We start from the raw sequence: 19074 nt of genomic DNA on the forward strand, positions 1-19074 counted from the left end.
CTCAACCGATCCGGGAAATAGTGGGTGCCTTGCCGGCCCTGATTGCCTTGCCAAGAATAAACCGAGCGTTTACAGCCGTTGTAGGTCGAAGCAATCCTGCCGGCAGGTGGAATTGCGGAGCGGGGCAACAACGATGCGTGATTCCAGTGCTTATGCGGTTGCGAGCCGGGATATCGTCTTCGAATCCTTCGATGGCGAGGCCGTGGTGCTCAACCTTGCGAATGGCAAGTATTTCGGCTTCTCCGATTCCGGCAGCAGGGTCTGGCAGGCGCTCTCGTCAGGGGTCGACGCCCAGGCCCTGATCGGGCTGGCCGCTGGCGGCTCGACAATAGGCCCGGCTGAACTTGACGACTTCATATCGCACTTGCTCGAACTGGGATTGCTGGTGCCTTTGGAAGCAGCGACGCAGCCACTGCCGGACGAGTTGCTCGCCGGGCTTGCCGCCACGAGCGAGCCGCTCAATGTGAGCGTCCACGACGACCTTGCCGACCTGATCATCGTGGATCCCATCCACGAGGTCGAGGAACCTCTCGGCTGGCCTGTTGTCAAGCAGGCATCCTGACGAGCCGTTTGCATCCTGGCCGCTTGCATGCTGACAGAGGCGCTGGATGCCGCGCGTGACGCTCGAAACCCTGCCGGATTACGCCCGGTATCTCATCGCCGCCGCCGAAGACGCGGCCGCGCACCATCCAGCCACGAAGAAGGTCCGCCTGCCCCGGCTGGAGCTGACCGCGCATATCGGCCCCGGTGTGCTTGCGGATGCCCTTGGCCACGCCTTCGTGGAGGCCGCCGATGACGACCGGACGGAACCGTCGGCATGTCGCATCTTTGTCGTTCATCCCGGCATCGCCGGCATTCCTGAGCCGGCACAATGGGGCGACGCGCATTTCACCGAATATGGTTTTGCCGAGCGGCTCGCCGAGGCGGGGCTGCGCGGCCACTATTTTCACGATCTGGACTTCTGGCAGGTCTACGGCCCGCAACACCGCATTGGCGTGCAATTGATGGCGTCTGCCGACGCCTTTCCGCCCTGGGAGCCGGGGGCGCCGCTACGGGCATTCCTGCATTGGGAATACGCGGCGCGCGGCATGCGGCTGACCCATGCCGGCACGCTCGGTGCCGACGGCAAGGGCGTGCTTTTGGCCGGCGCGGGCGGCGCCGGCAAATCCGGCACCGTCGCTGCCGGCCTCATAAACGGGCTCGACAGCGTCGGCGATGATTATGTGCTGATCGACCCCGCCGGCGGCGTGACCGCGCGGCCGCTGTTTTCAACGCTGAAGCAGGATCCAGCAGGGTTCGCGCGGCTGGGGCTGAAGCAGCGGCTGAGGGCGGAAAGTCCCCTCAACTGGCAGGGCAAGCACACGTTTCACATTGGCGACATCGCGCCCCGTCCGGTACCCTCGAAGCTGGACATCGTCGCGCTGGTGGTGCCACATATCAGCGGTGGCGGAGCAAGTTCGATCATGCCGGTGTCGCGCAGGGACGCCATGATTGCATTGGCGCCGTCCGGCATAGCGCAGATGCCGGGCGAGCGGCGATCTCGACATCATCGTCATCGATGATGGCTCGACGGACGGATCGGCAGAAGCGGTGCGCTCGATAATGGGAGAAAGCCCATGCATTCGTCTGTTTCAACAACCCAACATGGGTGTGACCCGGACGCGTAACACCGGACTGAGGCTGCTCGGCCAAGAGACCGAACTGGTCTCTTTTCTCGATTCGGATGATATTTCGCCGGTCGGACGCTTTGCCGCCGATGTCGAATTCTTCCGCAAGGACCCTGATCTGGATCTCACCTATTCAAGGATGATGCTGGTCGACAAGATCGACGACGAGAGCCTCGAGCCCACCGACGACAGCCGCAGCATCACGGTTCGCGGCATCCACCTGTCGGCGGCGATCTTCACGCGCCGGCTTGTCGAGCGTATCGGTGTCTTCGACGAAGCGTTCAATCAGGCAGAGGATACCGACTACCTGCTGCGCACGTTTGAAAGCGGACCAAGATATGTCATGCCGGAGACCGTGGCCCTCTACTACAGACGCCATCCCGGCAACATGACCCGACAGACCGACGTCCAGTCCCGTGAATTCATGCGCGCCATCTATAAGTCGATGAACCGCCGCAAGGCAGATCCGACCCTGCGTCGAATCGAAGGTATCTTCGAACTCAAGGATCTCGCTGACTGGCATTTGATGTGATGGGCGGATACGGCGTCGTCATTCCGGCATTCAACGCGAGCGGCACGATTGCCGAGACGCTGCGCTCCGTCGCCGCCCAGACGGTTCGCCCGGAACTGGTCGTCGTCGTCGACGATGGTTCGACCGATGATCTTGCCGGCGTGATCGATGCGCTCGGCACGCCGGTGCGCCTGCTGCGGCAGGAGAATGCCGGGCCCGGCAGCGCCACGACCCGAGGCATGGCGGCGCTGACGACGCCATTCGTCGCGTCCCTCGATGCCGACGATCTGTGGCTGCCGAGCAAGATCGAAAGACAGCTCGCGTATCTCGAGAGCTCTCCCGCGACATCGGGTGTCTTCTGCCATTTGCGGAACTTCCGCAACGACCTGCCCGACGCGCCCGAAGCAGCCGCCGTGCCTGGCTGGTCGCGCTCGACCATGCTGATCCGACGCGAGGTCGCCGAGACCGTCGGGCCGGTCATCGACCCGCCTGGCGGCCGTGGCGAAATGATCGACTGGATCGCCCGGGCACGCGAGGCCGGCTTTGCCCTCGATATGATGGACGAGGTGCTGGCGCTGCGCCGCATCAGACCGGGCAGCCTGTCCTATGGGCGCGACGCGGCCCGCGACCGCGGCTATCTGGAAGTGGCGCGGCTCGCCATGCTGCGGCGGGCCCTCAACAAGGCCGGTCCGGGCTGATGGCGAATATCCGCGGTATCGACCGACGCTTCCCTGATTATGGCTGGTCGTGGCCGACCGGCGGGCTCGACCAATTGCTCAAGGCAGCGCTGCTTCCCGACGAGGATGCCGCTGCTGCTTGCGCCGCGCGCTGGCTGGACGAGAACGATATCGATCTCGTCTCCTTCCGCGAGCACCGGCTGCTGGCCGCGATCTCCGACAGGTTCGGCAGGAAGCTGGCCGGCCACGCCGCCTATCCGCGGCTCGTCGGCCTGCAGAAGATGCTGTGGACCAAATCCCGCATGGCCATGCGGGAAGCCGAGCCGGCGCTGAAGGCGATGGTGGATGCCGGATGCCGGGTGATGCTGATCAAGGGCGCCAGCCGGACTGCCTTGAACGCCTCGGCGCAACGCGGCCGTGTGGCGCACGACATCGACATACTGGTGCGGCCCCACGACATGCAAACGGCCTTCGACGTGCTGCGCGACGGCGACTGGCAGATCGCTACCGGTGTCAGCCCGCAATATCTGAGGACGAGGCTGGCGTCGCTGCGCTCCATGAACTTCTTCAAGGGCAATCTGGGCGACATCGACCTGCACCAGCTTGGCTATGATGGTTCGCAGCAAAGCCAAGAAGACGATCTGGCCATATGGCAACGGGCTGTCGTGGCCGCGTTCAGCGACATCGGCGTGCTGGTGCCCTCGGCTGCCGACCGCATCGCGCTTGCCATCGCGCATGGCGGGCTCGACGCCCATACGCACAGCGACTGGCTGGTCGACTGCGTGGTGGCCATTCGCGGCGGCGATGTCGCCTGGGACGTGCTCCTCGATGTCGTCGCCAGGCGTGGGCTTGCCGTTGCCGCGGCGGTGGCGCTCTCCTACCTCGCGCTTGAAACAGGCGTCGCAGTGCCGGACAGCGTGCTGGCGCGCGTGCTGCAGATGGCCGACCGCACCGGCCTTTCGCGCTGGTCGGCGATGCTGCAGGCCAAGCCGCGGACCGATTTCGGCCGGCTGGTCTGGCTGTCGCGCGGCCTTGCCAAGCAGTTGCGGCTGCGGCGCAAGCACGGCCGGCTGCGGCAGGAGCCGCCAGCCAAGGCCTGGCGCGGCAGGGCAGCCCGCGGTGAGCCGGCCGAAAAGGCGGCGCTGCCGGTGTTCTCGGAATTCATACCTTGTCCGCGCACGACGGGGAACATGATGCTGGCCATCACGGTCAGGATCAGCGTGCCACCGGTCCGGCGCCGCATCGAGATGGAGATCAATGCCGATGACCACCATGTCGCCCGCCTGCGCGCCATGGCCATCAGCCGGTCCGGCCGGGAACGGGTGCTGCATTTTCGCGGCAAGGTGACGCTTGACGGCAAGAGGGATGCCTTGACGCTGGAGGCGCGCCCCTCCCGCAGTTCCGCCAATGGGGTGATGAGGCGACCGTCGCGGCCTATGGCGCGCTGCCTTTCCAGCTGATCTCGGCGACGTTTTCGCCCCTGTCTTGAGCCGCGTCTGGCATCGGGGATGGGCCAGAGGCTGATACGGGCCGTTCATTCCGGCTTCCGGAAACCCTAATCCTCCTCTTTTTCTTCCTGGCTGGCGGGCAGGCTGTGCTCAGCCGACCGGTTAGAACGCCTTTAACTGCTGATCTGCTAGAGACCAACTGTTCTGGTGATGAAGGCTGTTGGCATGGACTCGCCGCTTGTTGCTCCCGTCAAGCCGGCAGACTTGAAGCCTCGCCGGGCCGTGTTTCGTCTCGGCGCGCCGGTTGCCGCGACGCTGTTGGTCGTTGCCTATACGATCGCCGTGTCACTCGTCGTCGTGCCGAGCAATGTCGACGTATCGTGGCTGCTGACGGTTGGCGAGCGCGTCCTGGGCGACGAGCGGCTTTATGCCGATATCGCCGAGGGCAACCCACCTTTTTCAACCTGGCTTTATTTGCCCTTCCTTGTCATGGAACGGCTGACCGGGCTTGCAGCGGAGATTTGGGTGAGCGTGGGCCTAGCCGCGTTCGCGATAACTTCTGTCTACTGTTCCGCGCGCGTTCTAGTGCGGGGGGGCGAAAAACCGCTGAAACAATGCGTCTGGATCATTCCAGCGGCGGTGTTTGTCGTGCTGTTCCTGTTCCCGCCGGATTTCGGCCAACGCGAGCAGATTGCCGTCATTGCCTTGCTGCCCTGGCTGGCATTGCTTTCGGCGCGCGACCGCGCGGCGGATTTTCGTGCAGGCAGCGTCGCCGAGCGGTTCGGAGCCGGTGTGGGCGCCGGTATCTTCGTCATGATCAAACCACCCTACAGTGTGCTCTCGCTGGCTGTGCCGGCCATGGTCATTGCGCTGCAGCGACGCTCACTCCACCCGCTTTTGACGACGGAAAATATGGTCGGCGGCACTTTGACCGTCGTCTACCTGATTGCGCTCGCCGTTTTCATGCAGCCCTTCTTTACAGAAGTGCTGCCCTTGCTGCGCCAGGTCTATCTGCCGTTGCGCATGCCGGTGCTCGGCATGCTGATGCTATGGCCTGTCACGATGTTCGCGGCCATGGCGGCGGCAACGCTGGTCATGGTCTATCCCGGTCGTCTCCATCGCGATGCGAAAATACTGCTTCTGGCCGGAGCGGCCTACGTCCCCGCCTTCGTCATCATGGGCAAAGGGTGGACCTATCAGGCGCTGCCGTTCCTGACATTCGGCGTCCTGGCACTGATGCTTCAGTCTATCCGGTTGAAACCGCTGCAAAGCCTGCCTGCACTAGCCAAGACTGGCGCCTTGCTTGGCTTGTTTTCGATCGTCAAGTTGATCGTGGCGCAACAAAGTCTGGCGTTTGCCCAGCCACGCAGTGATCTTGACGCAGCGGCGGTCGCCGTCAGCCGCGTCACTGATCATCCAACTTTCATGTCAATCGGTTCGCAGCTGCAGGCTGGCAACCCGCTCGCCCGGATGGTCGGCGCCCGTGTCGTGGCACGCAATCCTTCCGCCTGGATGGTCAATGATGCCGGGATCCTTATCCAGTTGGCGCAGGATCCTGCCCAGCGGTTGGATCTGGAGACCCTGCGTCAGGAATATATTCTGGCGATTGCCCGCGAACTTGCTGCCAAGCGACCGGACATCGTGGTAGACGACGGAACGGCAGAGCCGCGTGCGCCAACGCCCTTGAGGGACAATGTCACGATCGCCAAGGCGCTGGAGGGTTACCGCGCGCTGCTTCAGAACGGATCGGTGACCGTGCTCATCCGCGCCGACATCAAAGCGCGCCAATAGACACAATCAAGCTTCCGGCGACGGCATGTCGGTAGCCGCAACCGGGGCTCTGTGCTCGCGGGCAACGATGTTGGCAAGCATCCATGCCGACAGTGACAACGGCACCATCACGCCGATGCCAAGCCCGGCATTGTTTATCAGATGGGCGATGCCCGGATAGAGCCAGATCAGCGCCAGAAAAATCCTGGGCATGGTGTTGCGCGTCGCGAATATATAGGCGACGGCAACGGCCAGACCGATCGTGTCGTAGCTGTAGCCGTAAGGCGTCGCCAGCGTCGCCAGCACGGCGGTGAGCACGACCCGTTCGCGATGCTCGACCTGCCGCCACGGCAACCAGACCCAGATGGCTGCTGCGATCGCCGCAACCGTGGCAATGGCTTGCAAAGCATAAGCCGCGGCCAGTCCCAAACCAGATGCACGAGCCAGGAAGAACATGGTTGCCGCATTGGACTGATAGGGCTGCGGATAAGGCGCTTCCAGTATCGCCGTCATCAAGGGGCGGGTTTCGGTCCAGAACAGTCGCCAGACATCGAATCCGAGCGAGGCTCCGGTGAACAGGAACAGCGCCGCCGATGACAGTACGGCAGCACCGATGGCGCGCCAACTGCCGCTGGCCAACAGACAGAACGGGACCAGAAGGCCAAGATGCGGCTTGACCGTCAGCAACCCGAACAGCAGCCCGGCCAGGATCGGCCGCTTCGGCGCCGCCGCCAATCCGCCAACGAGCAAGGCCGTCGTCAAGGCGCCGTTTTGGCCGAAGGCCGCATTGATCAGCACGGCCGGACAGACAAGGAGGGCCACTTCGGCAAGCGCGCCAAGTTTCAGCGGCCGTACGGCCAGCCAGAGGCAAAAGAGGGTGCCGAACGTCCAGACGAAGTAGGCTGAAAAGATCGGCAGCAGAGCAAGCGGCGCGCCGAAAATCAGGATGCTGGGCGGATAGCTCCACTCCTGATTTGGAAGGTCGGGCGAAAACAACTGCCGCAGACTTGCGCGATAGCTGTCCATGTCGAACAGCAACGCGACATGCCCATCAAGCGCCATGCGTCCACCCGCCCACAGGTTTGTAAAGTCCCAATAGGGCATCCCGTGGCTGACCACGGACAGGCCACGCTCGTCTGACGTCCACAATCCCACATGATAGCGCAGCCCGATCAGTATCCCGGCGCACAACACAAGTGCCGCGAAACGGGCATCGGACCGGTTGGGGGCAGTCTGATTGACCGGTGCCATTGCGATCATATTCCGTGCATCCACGACCTTGGCTGCCTTAATAATGCCCGAATAATGCCCGGGGGTTAAGATCGGCTTATATATGGGCGGCGCCCCCTTCCGGCTTCGTCACCCGGCGCAGCGTCAGATTGATCCTGCCGCCGTTTTTGAGCAGAGCCGAGGTTGAAGGATAGATGCGGTCGACGCCGTGGAAGGCGAGGCGGCCCTCGCCGCCAAGCACGACGACGTCGCCGCTCTTCAGCCTGAACGATTTGGTGGCGCCGTCGCGCGTCGTCTGGCCGACCCTGAACAGGCAGTCGTCACCCAGCGAGACGGAGACGACGGGTGCTGAGAAATCAGCCTCGTCGCGGTCCTGATGCAGGCCCATGTTGGCGTCCGGTGCATAGAAATTCACCAGACAAGCCTCCGGCGGATTGGGATAACCCGATACCTGCCGCCAGAGACCAAGCAGACCTTCGGGGATCGGCGGCCACGGCTGTCCGGTCACCGGATGCGTCGGCTGGTAGCGGTAGCCGCGTTCCTTGTCGGTGACCCAGCCGAGCGGGCCGCAATTGGTCATGCGCACGCTCATTTCCTTGCCGGTGCGCGGCATGGCCGGCACGAACAACGGCGCCTGCTGGACGATGCGTCTGACATCCTCGACCAGCGCCTCCTGGGCGGTGCGCGGCAGATAGGCCGGCATGTGGCGGACGCCCTTGGGCAGAACGAGCATGGGTTGCCTCGCATGGCGGTGGTGGATCGCCACAACATGCCACTATCAAACGCGAACGGCGACCCGAAAGCGTCACGTGACGGGCTGCGGGTATTTCGGCAACAATTCGAATGCAGGCGCGGGGATAGACACTTGCAGGGGATAAGCGGAAGAGGCATCGGCACGGCAACCAACAGCCAGGCGCCTTCGATTTCACCGCTTCGAAACGACGCTACCTTGGTGTGGTGCCTAATCGTTCTCCACCCGGCCGCGCAGCTTCTTGATCGTGCCGCGTCCGGCCTTGCTCTTCAGCCGCCGCTCGACCGCGCCTTTCGAGGGCCGCGTCTTCTTGCGTGGCGGCGGCGGCGGTTCCGCCGCCTTGGCGACCAGCGCCGTGAGCCTTGCCCTTGCATCCGCCCGGTTCTGCTCCTGGGTTCGGAAGCGCCCGGCCTCGATGACGATGACGCCGTCCTTGGTGGCGCGCTGGCCGGCAAGCTTGATTGTCCGCGCGCGTACCCGCTCCGACAGGCCGGCGGCGTTGGCCGCGTCGAAGCGCAGCTGTACCGCCGTCGCCACCTTGTTGACGTTCTGGCCGCCGGGGCCGGACGAGCGGATGAAATCCTCGTGCAGGTCGCCCGGATGGATCACCGCTTCGCCTGATATGATGATGTGGTCGTCGGTCGGCATGCCGCAGTCATGGCGCGGCGGACCGAAAAAGAAAAGGCCCGATCGAAACCGGGCCTTCAATGGTGCCGAGCGACAATGATGCTCAGCGATTCGGGCGGTTACTCCGCCGCTTCCTGCATGCGGGGCGCTGCCCCCATGATGGTTGCATCGACATGCGGTTCGAATTTCTCGAAATTGACGGCGAACATGCCGACCAGCTTTGCCGCCTGCCGGTCATAGGCAGCCTTGTCGGCCCAGGTCGCCCGGGGGTCCAGAATCATCGGATCGAGGATGGCGCTGTCGACGCCGGGCACCGCCACCGGCACCTCGAAGCCGAAATTGGCGTCGGTGCGGAACACGCCTGTCTTCAGCGAGCCGTCGAGTGCCGCGGCAAGCAGAGCGCGCGTCGCCTTAATCGGCATGCGCTTGCCGGTGCCGTAGGCGCCGCCGGTCCAGCCGGTGTTGACCAGCCAGCAATCAGCGCCATGGCGGGCGATCAGCTCGCGCAGCAGATTGCCGTATTCCGATGGATGGCGCGGCATGAACGGTGCGCCGAAACAGGTCGAGAACGTCGCCTCGGGTTCGGTTACGCCCTTTTCGGTGCCTGCGACCTTGGCCGTATAGCCGGAGAGGAAATGGTACATCGCCTGCGCCGGGGTCAGGCGCGCGATCGGTGGCATGACGCCGAAAGCGTCAGCGGTCAGCATGATGATGTTCCTGGGATGACTGGCGCGCCCGGTCTTCGAGGCGTTGGGGATGAAGTCGAGCGGGTAGGCGCAACGGGTGTTTTCGGTGAGCCGGCCGTCGTTGAAGTCCGGCACGGCATCGGCGTCGAGCACGACATTTTCCAGCACCGTGCCAAAGCGCTGCGTGGTGGCGAAGATCTCCGGCTCGGCTTCCGCCGACAGCTTGATCGTCTTGGCGTAGCAGCCGCCTTCGAAATTGAAGATGCCGTGCGGACCCCAGCCATGCTCGTCGTCGCCGATCAGCGTGCGCGACGGATCGGCCGACAGCGTCGTCTTTCCGGTGCCCGACAGGCCAAAGAAGATCGCGGCGTCGCCGGCGGGGCCCTCATTGGCCGAGCAGTGCATCGGCATCACGCCCTTTTCCGGCAACAGGTAGTTGAGCATGGTGAACACCGACTTCTTCATCTCGCCGGCATAGGACGTGCCGCCGATCAGCACGATCTTGCGGGTGAGATCGACCGCGATCACAGTTTCGGTGCGGCTGCCATGGCGAGCAGGGTCGGCGCGGAAGGACGGCAGGTCGATGATCGTCATCTCGGCTACGAACTGCTCGAGTTCGGCGTTATCCGGGCGTATGAGCAGATTGCGGATGAACAGCGAGTGCCAGGCGAATTCGGTGATCACGCGGGTGGGCAGCTTCAGCTCCGTATCGGCGCCGCCGACCAGGTCCTGCACGTAGAGGTCCTTGTCCGCGGCATGGGCGCGGAAATCGGCGAGCAGCGTCTCGAACTGAGACGGCGAAAGCGCCTTGTTGTTGTCCCACCAGACATGCGGTTCGGTGGCGTCGTCACGGACGACGAACTTGTCCTTGGGCGAGCGGCCGGTGTGCTGTCCGGTTTCGGCGACCAGCGCGCCATGGGCGGTCAGCCGGGCCTCGTTGCGCCTGATCGATTCCTCATAAAGAGCGGCCGCGCCGAAATTGTAGCGCACCACGCCGGAGGTTTTGAGACCGATACGATCGATCGCACAGGCAGGATTGCGTTTGCCGACTTCCGACATTGGTGACCCTTCTCCGATTTGCCGCGTCTTTGCTGACGTATTCCAGCATGCCCGCTGTCCGGGCAAAGATGGCAAAACCAGAAAAGCCAAATGATATCAAATCATTAATCGATTTAAAAAATTTGAAAGTTGTTTAAATCGTTTATATGTGCAAAAAGTTTCGTGGTTGCCCAAAGGATTGGCCGTGTTCGTTCGTCCAATCCATGTCGAGGTAGGATTGTGGCCGCCGGACGCCGCCCGTGACAGCGGACAAGGCCTATGCCACATTTTGTACCTAATTTGTCCTGCAAAAGCCCCTTCTCTGCGAAAGAAGGGACAGCTCATGAGGGAGCCGCTTGAAATGGCAACAATCGCGCTTGTCGATGACGACCGCAACATTCTGACGTCGGTGTCGATCGCCCTCGAATCCGAGGGGTATCGCGTCGAGACCTATACGGATGGTGCGTCCGCGCTGGAAGGCCTGGCGGCTCGGCCGCCGAATCTTGCCATCCTCGATATCAAGATGCCGCGCATGGACGGCATGGAGCTTCTGCGCCGGATGCGCCAGAAATCCGACCTGCCGGTGATCTTCCTGACCTCCAAGGACGACGAGATCGATGAGTTGTTCGGCCTCAAGATGGGCGCCGACGACTTCATCCGCAAACCGTTCTCGCAGCGCCTGCTGGTCGAGCGGGTGCGCGCCGTGCTGCGCCGCGCCAGTGCCCGCGAGGCTGCGGCCAAGGCGCCCAGCCAGCAAGCTCGCTCGCTCGAGCGCGGCCAACTCGTCATGGACCAGGAGCGCCACACCTGCACCTGGAAGGGCGAGCCGGTGACCCTCACCGTCACCGAATTCCTGATCCTGCATTCACTGGCGCAGCGTCCCGGTGTGGTAAAAAGCCGTGATGCGCTGATGGATTCGGCTTATGATGAACAGGTCTATGTCGACGACCGCACCATCGACAGCCACATCAAGCGGCTGCGCAAGAAGTTCAAGGCCGTCGACGACGACTTCGAAATGATCGAGACCCTTTATGGAGTCGGATACCGGTTCCGCGAGGCATGAATAGGCAGTAGTGAGTAGGCAGTAGGGAATAGTCGGTAGTCAGTTTTGAATGGTGCTAGCGGCCACTCATCCATAGCCGGTCAGCCAGCCATTTTTCTATTCCCTACTGCCTACTGCCTACTCACTAATTAAGCAGGGAACTGCTATTCGATGGCAGTTGAAGCACAACGAAGCAGACCGGCGGGCGCCACCAGGCGGCCGTCGCGTATCATGCCGTCCTTCGTTTCGAGGATCACGGTGCCGATGCGCCGCTTCCTCGGCCATCACATCTTTTCCAGCCTGACGCGGCGCATCCTCTTCCTCAACCTCGCCGGTCTCGCCGTCCTTGTTACCGGCATCCTCTATCTCAACACCTTCCGCGACGGGCTGATCGACGCCCGCGTCGAAAGCCTGATGACTCAGGGTGAGATCATTGCCGGCGCGATCGCCGCATCGGCGACAGTCGAGACCGACTCGATCAGCATCGATCCGGAAAAACTGCTTGAGCTGCAGGCGGGCGAAAGCCTGGGGCCGGGCTCCGACCAGCTCGACAATCTGGACTTTCCGATCAATCCGGAACGCGTCGCCCCGGTGCTGCGCCGGTTGATCTCGCCGACCCGCACACGCGCCCGCATCTATGACCGTGATGCCAACCTGCTGCTGGATTCGCGCCACCTCTATTCGCGCGGCCAGATCCTGCGCTACGACCTGCCGCCGGTCGACGAGGAAGAGCCCGACCTTGTCGAGCGCATCCAGAAATTCATCTTCGACTTCTTCCGCAACACCGATCTGCCCGTTTACCACGAGCAGCCGGGCGGCAATGGCGCCGCCTACCCGGAAGTGATCAAGGCGCTGACCGGCAGCCCCTCGACCATCGTGCGTGTCAGCGAACAGGGCGAGCAGATCGTGTCGGTGGCCGTTCCGATCCAGCGCTTCCGCGCCGTACTCGGCGTGCTGATGCTGTCGACCGAGGGCGGCGACATCGACAAGATCGTCGCCGCCGAACGCAAGGCGATCCTGCGCGTGTTCGGCATCGCGGCGCTGGTCACCGCCATCCTGTCGATGCTTCTGGCCTCGACCATCGCCAACCCGCTGAGGCGGCTGTCGGCGGCGGCGGTGCGGGTGCGGCGCGGCGTGAAGAGCCGTGAGGAGATCCCGGACTTTTCCGACCGACAGGACGAGATCGGCAACCTTTCGGTCGCGGTGCGCGACATGACCAACGCGCTCTATGCGCGTATCGAGGCGATCGAAAGCTTCGCCGCCGATGTTTCACATGAGCTGAAGAACCCGCTGACCTCGCTGCGCAGTGCGGTGGAAACATTGCCCTTGGCGAAAAACGATACTTCACGCGCGCGGCTGATGGAGATCATACAGCATGACGTCAAACGGCTGGATCGCCTCATCACCGACATTTCCGACGCTTCCCGCCTCGACGCCGAACTCGCGCGCGAAGACGCCGGAACCGTGGACCTGAAAAAATTCGTCACCGACCTCGTCGCCGTGTCGCGTGAGGCCACCCGCAACAAGAAGGTTGTCGAGATCGAGCTCAGGATCGCCAAGCTGCCGCAGGGCGTCAAAGGCTATTTCGTCGTCGGCCACGACCTGCGCATCGGCCAGGTCATCACCAACCTGATCGAGAATGCGCGCTCCTTCGTTCCCGAGGACCACGGCCATATCATCCTGTCGCTGGCGCGCGCCGGCAAGTTCAATATCCTGACCGTCGACGACAACGGGCCCGGCATTCGCGCCGACAACATCGACCGCATCTTCGAGCGCTTTTACACCGACCGGCCGGCCGGCGAGGCGTTCGGCCAGAATTCGGGCCTTGGTCTGTCCATCTCGAGGCAGATCGTCGAGGCCCATGGCGGCACGCTGACCGCCGAGAACATCCCCGGCACCAAGCCGGGCGAGATCAAGGGCGCGCGCTTCGTCGTGACGCTGCCGGCCGAAGCGTGACGCCGACCGAAGATTCAATTCGTGAAACCTGAAAACATCCACGCAACGGCGGTCCTGATCGGCGAGCGTGGCGTGCTCATCGGCGGCGCTTCCGGTTCGGGCAAAACGACGCTGGCGCTGGCGCTCATCGACCATTGCCGGCAGCGCGGAATGTTTTCGCGGCTGGTCAGCGACGATCAGCTTTTCGTCGCGGCGCATGCGGGGCGGCTGGTGTGCCGCGCGCCCGCGACCATAGCAGGCCTGGCCGAGGTGCCGCGGCTGGGTCCGCGGCCCCTGACGTTCGAACCGGCCTGCGTCGTCGACCTGCACCTGCGCCTGCTGCCGGCTGATGAAATCGCGCGTTTCCAGGTGGACGCCAGCACCAACATCGCCGGCTGCGCGGTGCCGCGGATCGATGTCGCCGAGCGCAATGTCGCAGCGGCCCTGCCTGCCGTGATGGCGCGGTTGTCGATCTCGCCTTTTTTATGATCCGTCCGGGTTTTTTTGCTGCAATGCGTCAAAATGGCATGGGCCGTCGCAATTTGGGGCTTGTCAACGGGCCGCGCGTCGACAAGATAGCGCTCCCGCCGCCCGGAATGGCTGGCGAGCATAAAATGCGCCTGTGAAGCGGCGATGACGGGAGCCACCAAAGAATGATCGGACTCGTGCTTGTAACGCACGGTCAACTGGCCACCGAGTTCCGACATGCCGTCGAACATGTCGTCGGGCCACAAGACAATTTCGAAACCGTGGCGATCGGTGCCGACGACGATATGGAACAGCGTCGCCGCGACATCGTCGACGCCGTGGCCCGGGTCGATACCGGCGCCGGCGTCATCGTGCTGACCGACATGTTCGGCGGCACGCCATCGAACCTCGCGATCTCGGTGATGGAGTCCGGCCGCACCGAGGTGATCGCCGGCATGAACCTGCCGATGCTGATCAAGCTGTCCTCGATCCGCAAGGGCGACAACATGGCCGCCGCGCTCGACGAGGCGCAGGCCGCGGGCCGCAAATACATCAACGTCGCCAGCCAACTCCTGAGCAGCAAATGAGCATGGTTTCATCGGAAAAGGACCAGATCGTCCGCGATTTTCCGATCGTCAACCAGCGCGGCCTGCACGCACGTGCCTCCGCGAAATTCGTCCAGCTCGCCAGCGGCTTCAACGCATCCGTCCATGTCGAGAAAGACGGCGTCAAGGTCGGCGGCACCTCGATCATGGGTCTGATGATGCTGGCCGCAAGCCCTGGATTGTCGATCCGCGTCACCGCCAGTGGGCCGGAGGCGCTCGAGGTCATGGACGCATTGGAACAACTCGTTGCCTCCCGCTTCGGCGAGGAATGCTGATCCCGTGCACCGCCAAGGCATGTCCGAGAGACATGCAGGGATAAAGATTTCTTTATATCCCATTGTCGTCTGGATGCCGATCTGCTAGTCAGGCCGGCAATTCGCGCCCTTCGATGCGCCTGCCAGCGCGGGCGCATCCGCAACCAATTCGCAAGCATAACAATTCGCATCGGAGTACTGCCATGACGGGTAGCAAGGATTATGTGGTCGCCGACATCTCGCTTGCCGGCTGGGGCCGCAAGGAACTCGATATCGCCGAAACCGAAATGCCGGGCCTGATGGCCTGCCGCGAGGAATTCGGCGCCAAGCAGCCGCTCAAGGGTGCGCGCATCACCGGCTCCCTGCACATGACCATCCAGACCGCGGTTCTGATCGAAACGCTGAAGGCGCTCGGCGCCGATATCCGCTGGGCTTCCTGCAACATCTTCTCGACCCAGGATCACGCCGCGGCAGCTATCGCCGAGGCCGGCATTCCGGTCTTCGCCGTCAAGGGCGAGAGCCTCGAACAGTACTGGGACTACACCGACCGGATCTTCCAGTGGGCCGATGGCGGCCTCTCCAACATGATCCTCGATGATGGCGGCGACGCCACCATGTACATCCTGATCGGCGCCCGCGCCGAAGCCGGGGAGGACGTGCTGTCCAATCCGCAGAGCGAGGAAGAGGAATATTTCTACGCCCAGGTCAAGAAGCGCCTGAAGGCCTCGCCCGGCTTCTTCACCAAGCAGAGGGAAGCGATCCGTGGCGTCACCGAAGAGACGACGACCGGCGTCAACCGGCTGTATCAGCTGCAGAAGAAGGGCCTGCTGCCCTTCCCGGCCATCAACGTCAACGACTCGGTCACCAAGTCGAAGTTCGACAACAAGTACGGCTGCAAGGAATCGCTGGTCGACGGCATCCGCCGCGGCACCGACACGATGATGGCCGGCAAGGTCGCGGTCGTCTGCGGCTATGGCGACGTCGGCAAGGGTTCGTCGGCCTCGCTCAAGGGCGCCGGCGCCCGCGTCAAGGTCACCGAGGTCGACCCGATCTGCGCCCTGCAGGCGGCGATGGACGGCTTTGAAGTGGTCACGCTGGAAGACGCGGCTCCGACAGCCGACATCGTCATCACCACCACCGGCAACAAGGATGTCGTCACCCTCGACCATATGCGGTCGATGAAGGACATGGTGATCGTCGGCAACATCGGTCACTTCGACAACGAGATCCAGGTGGCGTCGCTGCGCAATTTGAAATGGACCAACGTCAAGCCGCAGGTCGACATGATCACCTTCCCGGACGGCAAGCGGATGATCCTCTTGTCGGAAGGCCGCCTGCTCAATCTCGGCAACGCGACCGGCCATCCAAGCTTCGTCATGTCGGCTTCCTTCACCAACCAGGTGCTGGCCCAGATCGAGCTGTTCACCAAGGGCGAGCAGTACCAGAACCAGGTCTATGTCCTGCCCAAGCATCTCGACGAAAAGGTCGCCCGCCTGCATCTCGATAAGCTCGGCGCCCGCCTGACCGAGCTGTCGGGTGAGCAGGCCGCCTATATCGGCGTTACGCCGCAGGGTCCGTTCAAGCCGGAACACTACCGCTATTAACCAAAGCTAAATTTCCTACCAGATATTGAGGCCGAGCGATTGACTTTTCGCCCGGCTTTATTTTTGCGCGCGACCAGCCTTCACGGCGATTCGGCGAGGGTTTATTGTCAGGTGATTCGCGACGCTTCCGGCCCGAGAGGGGATCAGAGAGGCGCGTTTCAGGGCGGTCTTGCATTCAGGCGGCGGAGAGGACCAAGACATGCCGGGGCAATACCCGCACGGAGCGGGACGGGCCGTTTCCGGCGGCCATGACGATTCGGGGACCACAGGCTCCCCAACACGGCGCGGGCGTCTTTCATGGCGTGGCCGCGCTGGACTGTTGCTTGCCGGCTCCACGCTTGCCAGTCCCTTGCTTGGCGCGGTGGCACGTGCCCAGGGCGCTGGCGTACCGGCAGCCGGTCTATCAATCAGCACGATCGAGGTGATGCAGCTTGCCGTGTTCGTCGGCGTGACGGGCGCGGCCTTTCTGTCGGCCATCGTTCTCATCCGCGAACGGGCCCGCACCTCGGCGGAAAATGTCGAACTGAGAAGCCGCATCGCCGACGTCAACGCGGCGCTGCGCCGTTCGGAAGCGTTGCTCAATCTGCGCGACCAGCGTGTGGTCGTCTGGGCTGCCGAGAACAAGAAGCCCGAACTCATCGGCACCTTGCCGGTCGAAAGCGGCGCGCCTGAGGAGCGGGCGGCTTTCCTGGCCTTCGGCCGCTGGTTGATGCCGCGCTCGGCGGCGGCGCTCGAGCATGCCGTCGCGGGCTTGCGCGAAAAGGCGAGGCCCTTCGACCTCATCATCGAATCCCAAGCCGGCGCTCCGCTCGAAGTGCATGGCCGCAAGAGCGCGGCGCACATACTGGTGCGGTTTGTCTCGCTTTCCGAGACACAGCGAAGCCAGGCCCGGCTGAAGATCGACAACCAGCGGCTGGCCGCCGATCATGACACGCTGATCGGTCTGCTCGAGGCGCTGAAGATGCCGGCATGGCTGCGCGACGAGCACGGGCGGCTGAAATGGGTCAACCGGGCCTATGCCGACGCCGTCGAAGCCGAGAGCGCGGAAGCCGCCGTCCGTGATGCCAAGGAGTTCCTCGGCGGCCAGGCACGTGAGACAATCGCCGCGCAGCACAAATCGCACCCGGTTTTCGAGCAGTCGCTTTCGACGGTGATCGAGGGCGACCGCCGCGTGTTCGCGGTGACCGACTTCGCCGGCGCCGACGGCTCGGCCGGCCTTGCCTGCGACACCAGCGCCATTGAGACCATTCGCGGCGAATATGAGCGCACGGTGCGCAGCCACGCCGACACGCTCGACCAGCTCAACACCGCGGTCGCCATCTTCGACACCGACGAGAAGCTGCGCTTCTTCAATCAGGCGTTCCAGAAACTGTGGGGGCTCGACAGCGGCTTCCTGCATAGCGCGCCAGACAATGCGCTGCTGCTCGACCGGCTGCGCAGCGAGGGCAAGATCGCCGAACAGCCCGAATGGCGCCGCTGGAAGGAAGGCCTGCTCGGCGCCTACCGCGCGGTGGAATCGCAGGAGCACTGGTGGCATCTGCCCGACGGCAAGACCATCCGCGTCGTCGCCAATCCGCAGCCCAAGGGCGGCGTCACCTGGGTGTTCGAGAACCTGACCGAGAAGATGGACCTGGAGAGCCGCTACCGCACCGCGGTGCGGGTCCAGGGCGAAACGCTGGACAACCTCGCCGAGGGCGTTGCCGTGTTCGGCCCGGATGGCAGGCTGCGGCTATCGAACCCGGCCTTCGCCGCGCTGTGGGGACTTGGGGCGGACGCCGCCAAGCCCAATGTGCACGTCTCGACCATACGCGACCTTTGCGACCGGCAGACGGCGGACAGCCCCTGGCCCGGTTTCGTCGCCGCCATCACCGGGTTCGACGACGAGCGCCGCGACCGCCATGGCCAGACCGAGCTCAACAACGGCACCGTGCTGCGTTACGCCGTGATCCCCTTGCCCAACGGCCAGGTGATGATGACCTTCGTCGACGTCACCGACAGCGTCCATGTCGAACGCGCGCTGAAGGACAAGAACGAGGCCCTGGAAAAATCGGACCAGCTCAAGAACGACTTCGTCCAGCACGTGTCCTACGAATTGCGTTCGCCGCTGACCAACATCATCGGCTTCACCGAACTTCTGTCCTTGCCGACGACCGGCCCGCTCAACCAGAAACAGCGCGAATATGTCGAGCATGTCGGCTCGTCCTCCTCGGTGCTGCTGACCATCGTCAACGACATACTCGATCTCGCGACCGTCGATGCCGGCATCATGCAGCTCGACATCTCCGAGGTTCATGTCGACCGCACCATCGCGGCTGCCGCCGAACTGATCGCCGATCGGTTGCAGGAGCATTCGATCCGTCTCGAGGTCAATGCCGCCGAGGCGCCGAAGACGTTCCACGGCGACGAAACCCGCATCCGGCAGATCCTCTATAATTTGCTCAGCAACGCCGCCAATTACGCCCCGGAGGCCAGCACCATCCGGCTCGCCTGCCGCCAGCTTGCGGACGGGGTGGAATTCTCGGTTCATGACGATGGCCCCGGCATGCCGCCGGATGTGCTCGATTCGGTGTTTCGCCGCTTCGAACCGCGCGCCAATGGCGGACGTCGGCGCGGCGCGGGCCTCGGCCTGTCGATCGTCAAGAGCTTCGTAGAATTGCACGGCGGCGGCGTCCGCATCGAAACCGGCAAGGACAAGGGCACGACCGTCATCTGCACCTTCCCCGACATGCCGGGCATGCGCGCCGCGGCCGAGTAGCGCGTT

Annotated in this window: 16 protein-coding genes and 1 pseudogene; 13 read left to right on the forward strand and 4 right to left on the reverse strand. The window is 63.5% G+C overall.

The genetic code is table 11. The annotated features are described in order from the left end of the window. Positions 1-133: 133 nt before the first annotated feature. The 6 genes and pseudogenes from FJ930_RS08780 to FJ930_RS08805 all read left to right on the forward strand — a co-directional run bounded on the left by FJ930_RS08780 (position 134) and on the right by FJ930_RS08805 (position 6094). Positions 134-562, forward strand: a complete 429-nt coding sequence (locus tag FJ930_RS08780; RefSeq protein WP_141836835.1) for a PqqD family peptide modification chaperone — start codon at positions 134-136, stop codon at positions 560-562. A 46-nt stretch (positions 563-608) separates the two neighbouring features. Beyond that, a complete protein-coding gene (locus FJ930_RS08785; protein WP_246676840.1) occupies positions 609-1562 on the forward strand; it encodes a serine kinase in 954 nt (317 codons plus the stop codon). Further along, positions 1537-2199, forward strand: a pseudogene (locus FJ930_RS08790) (glycosyltransferase); the annotation flags it as partial. The gene FJ930_RS08785 and the pseudogene FJ930_RS08790, both read left to right, overlap by 26 nt. Further along, on the forward strand, positions 2199-2876 hold the full coding sequence (locus tag FJ930_RS08795) for a glycosyltransferase family A protein (protein ID WP_141836922.1): 678 nt from the start codon (positions 2199-2201) through the stop codon (positions 2874-2876). The pseudogene FJ930_RS08790 and the gene FJ930_RS08795, both read left to right, overlap by 1 nt. After that, complete coding sequence (locus FJ930_RS08800) at positions 2876-4315, forward strand: nucleotidyltransferase family protein (protein WP_246676841.1); 1440 nt, start codon at positions 2876-2878, stop codon at positions 4313-4315. Before FJ930_RS08795 ends, FJ930_RS08800 begins: the two co-directional genes overlap by 1 nt. 345 nt (positions 4316-4660) lie before the next feature. Beyond that, complete coding sequence (locus tag FJ930_RS08805) at positions 4661-6094, forward strand: hypothetical protein (RefSeq protein WP_141836840.1); 1434 nt, start codon at positions 4661-4663, stop codon at positions 6092-6094. Positions 6095-6100: 6 nt separating this feature from the next. On the opposite strand, the gene FJ930_RS08810 is transcribed toward FJ930_RS08805, so the two are convergent. The 4 genes from FJ930_RS08810 to FJ930_RS08825 form a co-directional block, all read right to left on the reverse strand. Continuing rightward, the gene (locus FJ930_RS08810) at positions 6101-7324 is read right to left on the reverse strand and encodes a glycosyltransferase family 87 protein (protein ID WP_141836842.1); all 1224 of its coding nucleotides are present in this window, start codon (positions 7322-7324) and stop codon (positions 6101-6103) included. Positions 7325-7400: 76 nt separating this feature from the next. Then, positions 7401-8036, reverse strand: a complete 636-nt coding sequence (locus FJ930_RS08815; protein ID WP_141836844.1) for an alpha-ketoglutarate-dependent dioxygenase AlkB — start codon at positions 8034-8036, stop codon at positions 7401-7403. A gap of 228 nt (positions 8037-8264) precedes the next feature. Beyond that, complete coding sequence (gene arfB, locus FJ930_RS08820; RefSeq protein ID WP_141836846.1) at positions 8265-8702, reverse strand: alternative ribosome rescue aminoacyl-tRNA hydrolase ArfB; 438 nt, start codon at positions 8700-8702, stop codon at positions 8265-8267. A 98-nt stretch (positions 8703-8800) separates the two neighbouring features. Continuing rightward, positions 8801-10426: a phosphoenolpyruvate carboxykinase gene (locus FJ930_RS08825; RefSeq protein WP_141836848.1), complete on the reverse strand. Its 1626-nt coding sequence runs from the start codon at positions 10424-10426 to the stop codon at positions 8801-8803. A gap of 340 nt (positions 10427-10766) precedes the next feature. Here FJ930_RS08825 and FJ930_RS08830 point away from each other — a divergent pair, with 340 nt between their 5' ends. From FJ930_RS08830 to FJ930_RS08865, 7 genes are all read left to right on the forward strand, one after another. Continuing rightward, entirely contained in the window at positions 10767-11468 is a 702-nt protein-coding gene (locus tag FJ930_RS08830; protein ID WP_010912942.1) for a response regulator transcription factor, read from the forward strand. Between the two features lie 150 nt (positions 11469-11618). Then, entirely contained in the window at positions 11619-13403 is a 1785-nt protein-coding gene (locus tag FJ930_RS08835; RefSeq protein WP_141836850.1) for a sensor histidine kinase, read from the forward strand. 21 nt (positions 13404-13424) lie between these two features. After that, positions 13425-13871 (forward strand): HPr kinase/phosphorylase, encoded by a 447-nt coding sequence (locus FJ930_RS08840; RefSeq protein WP_181763320.1) that lies wholly within the window; start codon positions 13425-13427, stop codon positions 13869-13871. A gap of 164 nt (positions 13872-14035) precedes the next feature. Beyond that, positions 14036-14437: a PTS sugar transporter subunit IIA gene (locus FJ930_RS08850; RefSeq protein ID WP_010912939.1), complete on the forward strand. Its 402-nt coding sequence runs from the start codon at positions 14036-14038 to the stop codon at positions 14435-14437. Then, positions 14434-14730, forward strand: a complete 297-nt coding sequence (locus tag FJ930_RS08855) for an HPr family phosphocarrier protein (protein ID WP_141836854.1) — start codon at positions 14434-14436, stop codon at positions 14728-14730. The genes FJ930_RS08850 and FJ930_RS08855 overlap by 4 nt, the downstream gene beginning before the upstream one ends. A 182-nt stretch (positions 14731-14912) precedes the next feature. Continuing rightward, positions 14913-16313, forward strand: coding sequence for an adenosylhomocysteinase (ahcY, locus tag FJ930_RS08860; protein WP_141836856.1), 1401 nt, complete (start codon positions 14913-14915; stop codon positions 16311-16313). Between the two features lie 199 nt (positions 16314-16512). Beyond that, positions 16513-19068, forward strand: a complete 2556-nt coding sequence (locus tag FJ930_RS08865) for a PAS domain-containing sensor histidine kinase (protein ID WP_141836858.1) — start codon at positions 16513-16515, stop codon at positions 19066-19068. Positions 19069-19074: the final 6 nt, after the last annotated feature.

Origin of the sequence: Mesorhizobium sp. B2-4-15, from assembly GCF_006658505.1 — a bacterium.
Taxonomy (GTDB): Bacteria; Pseudomonadota; Alphaproteobacteria; order Rhizobiales; family Rhizobiaceae; genus Mesorhizobium.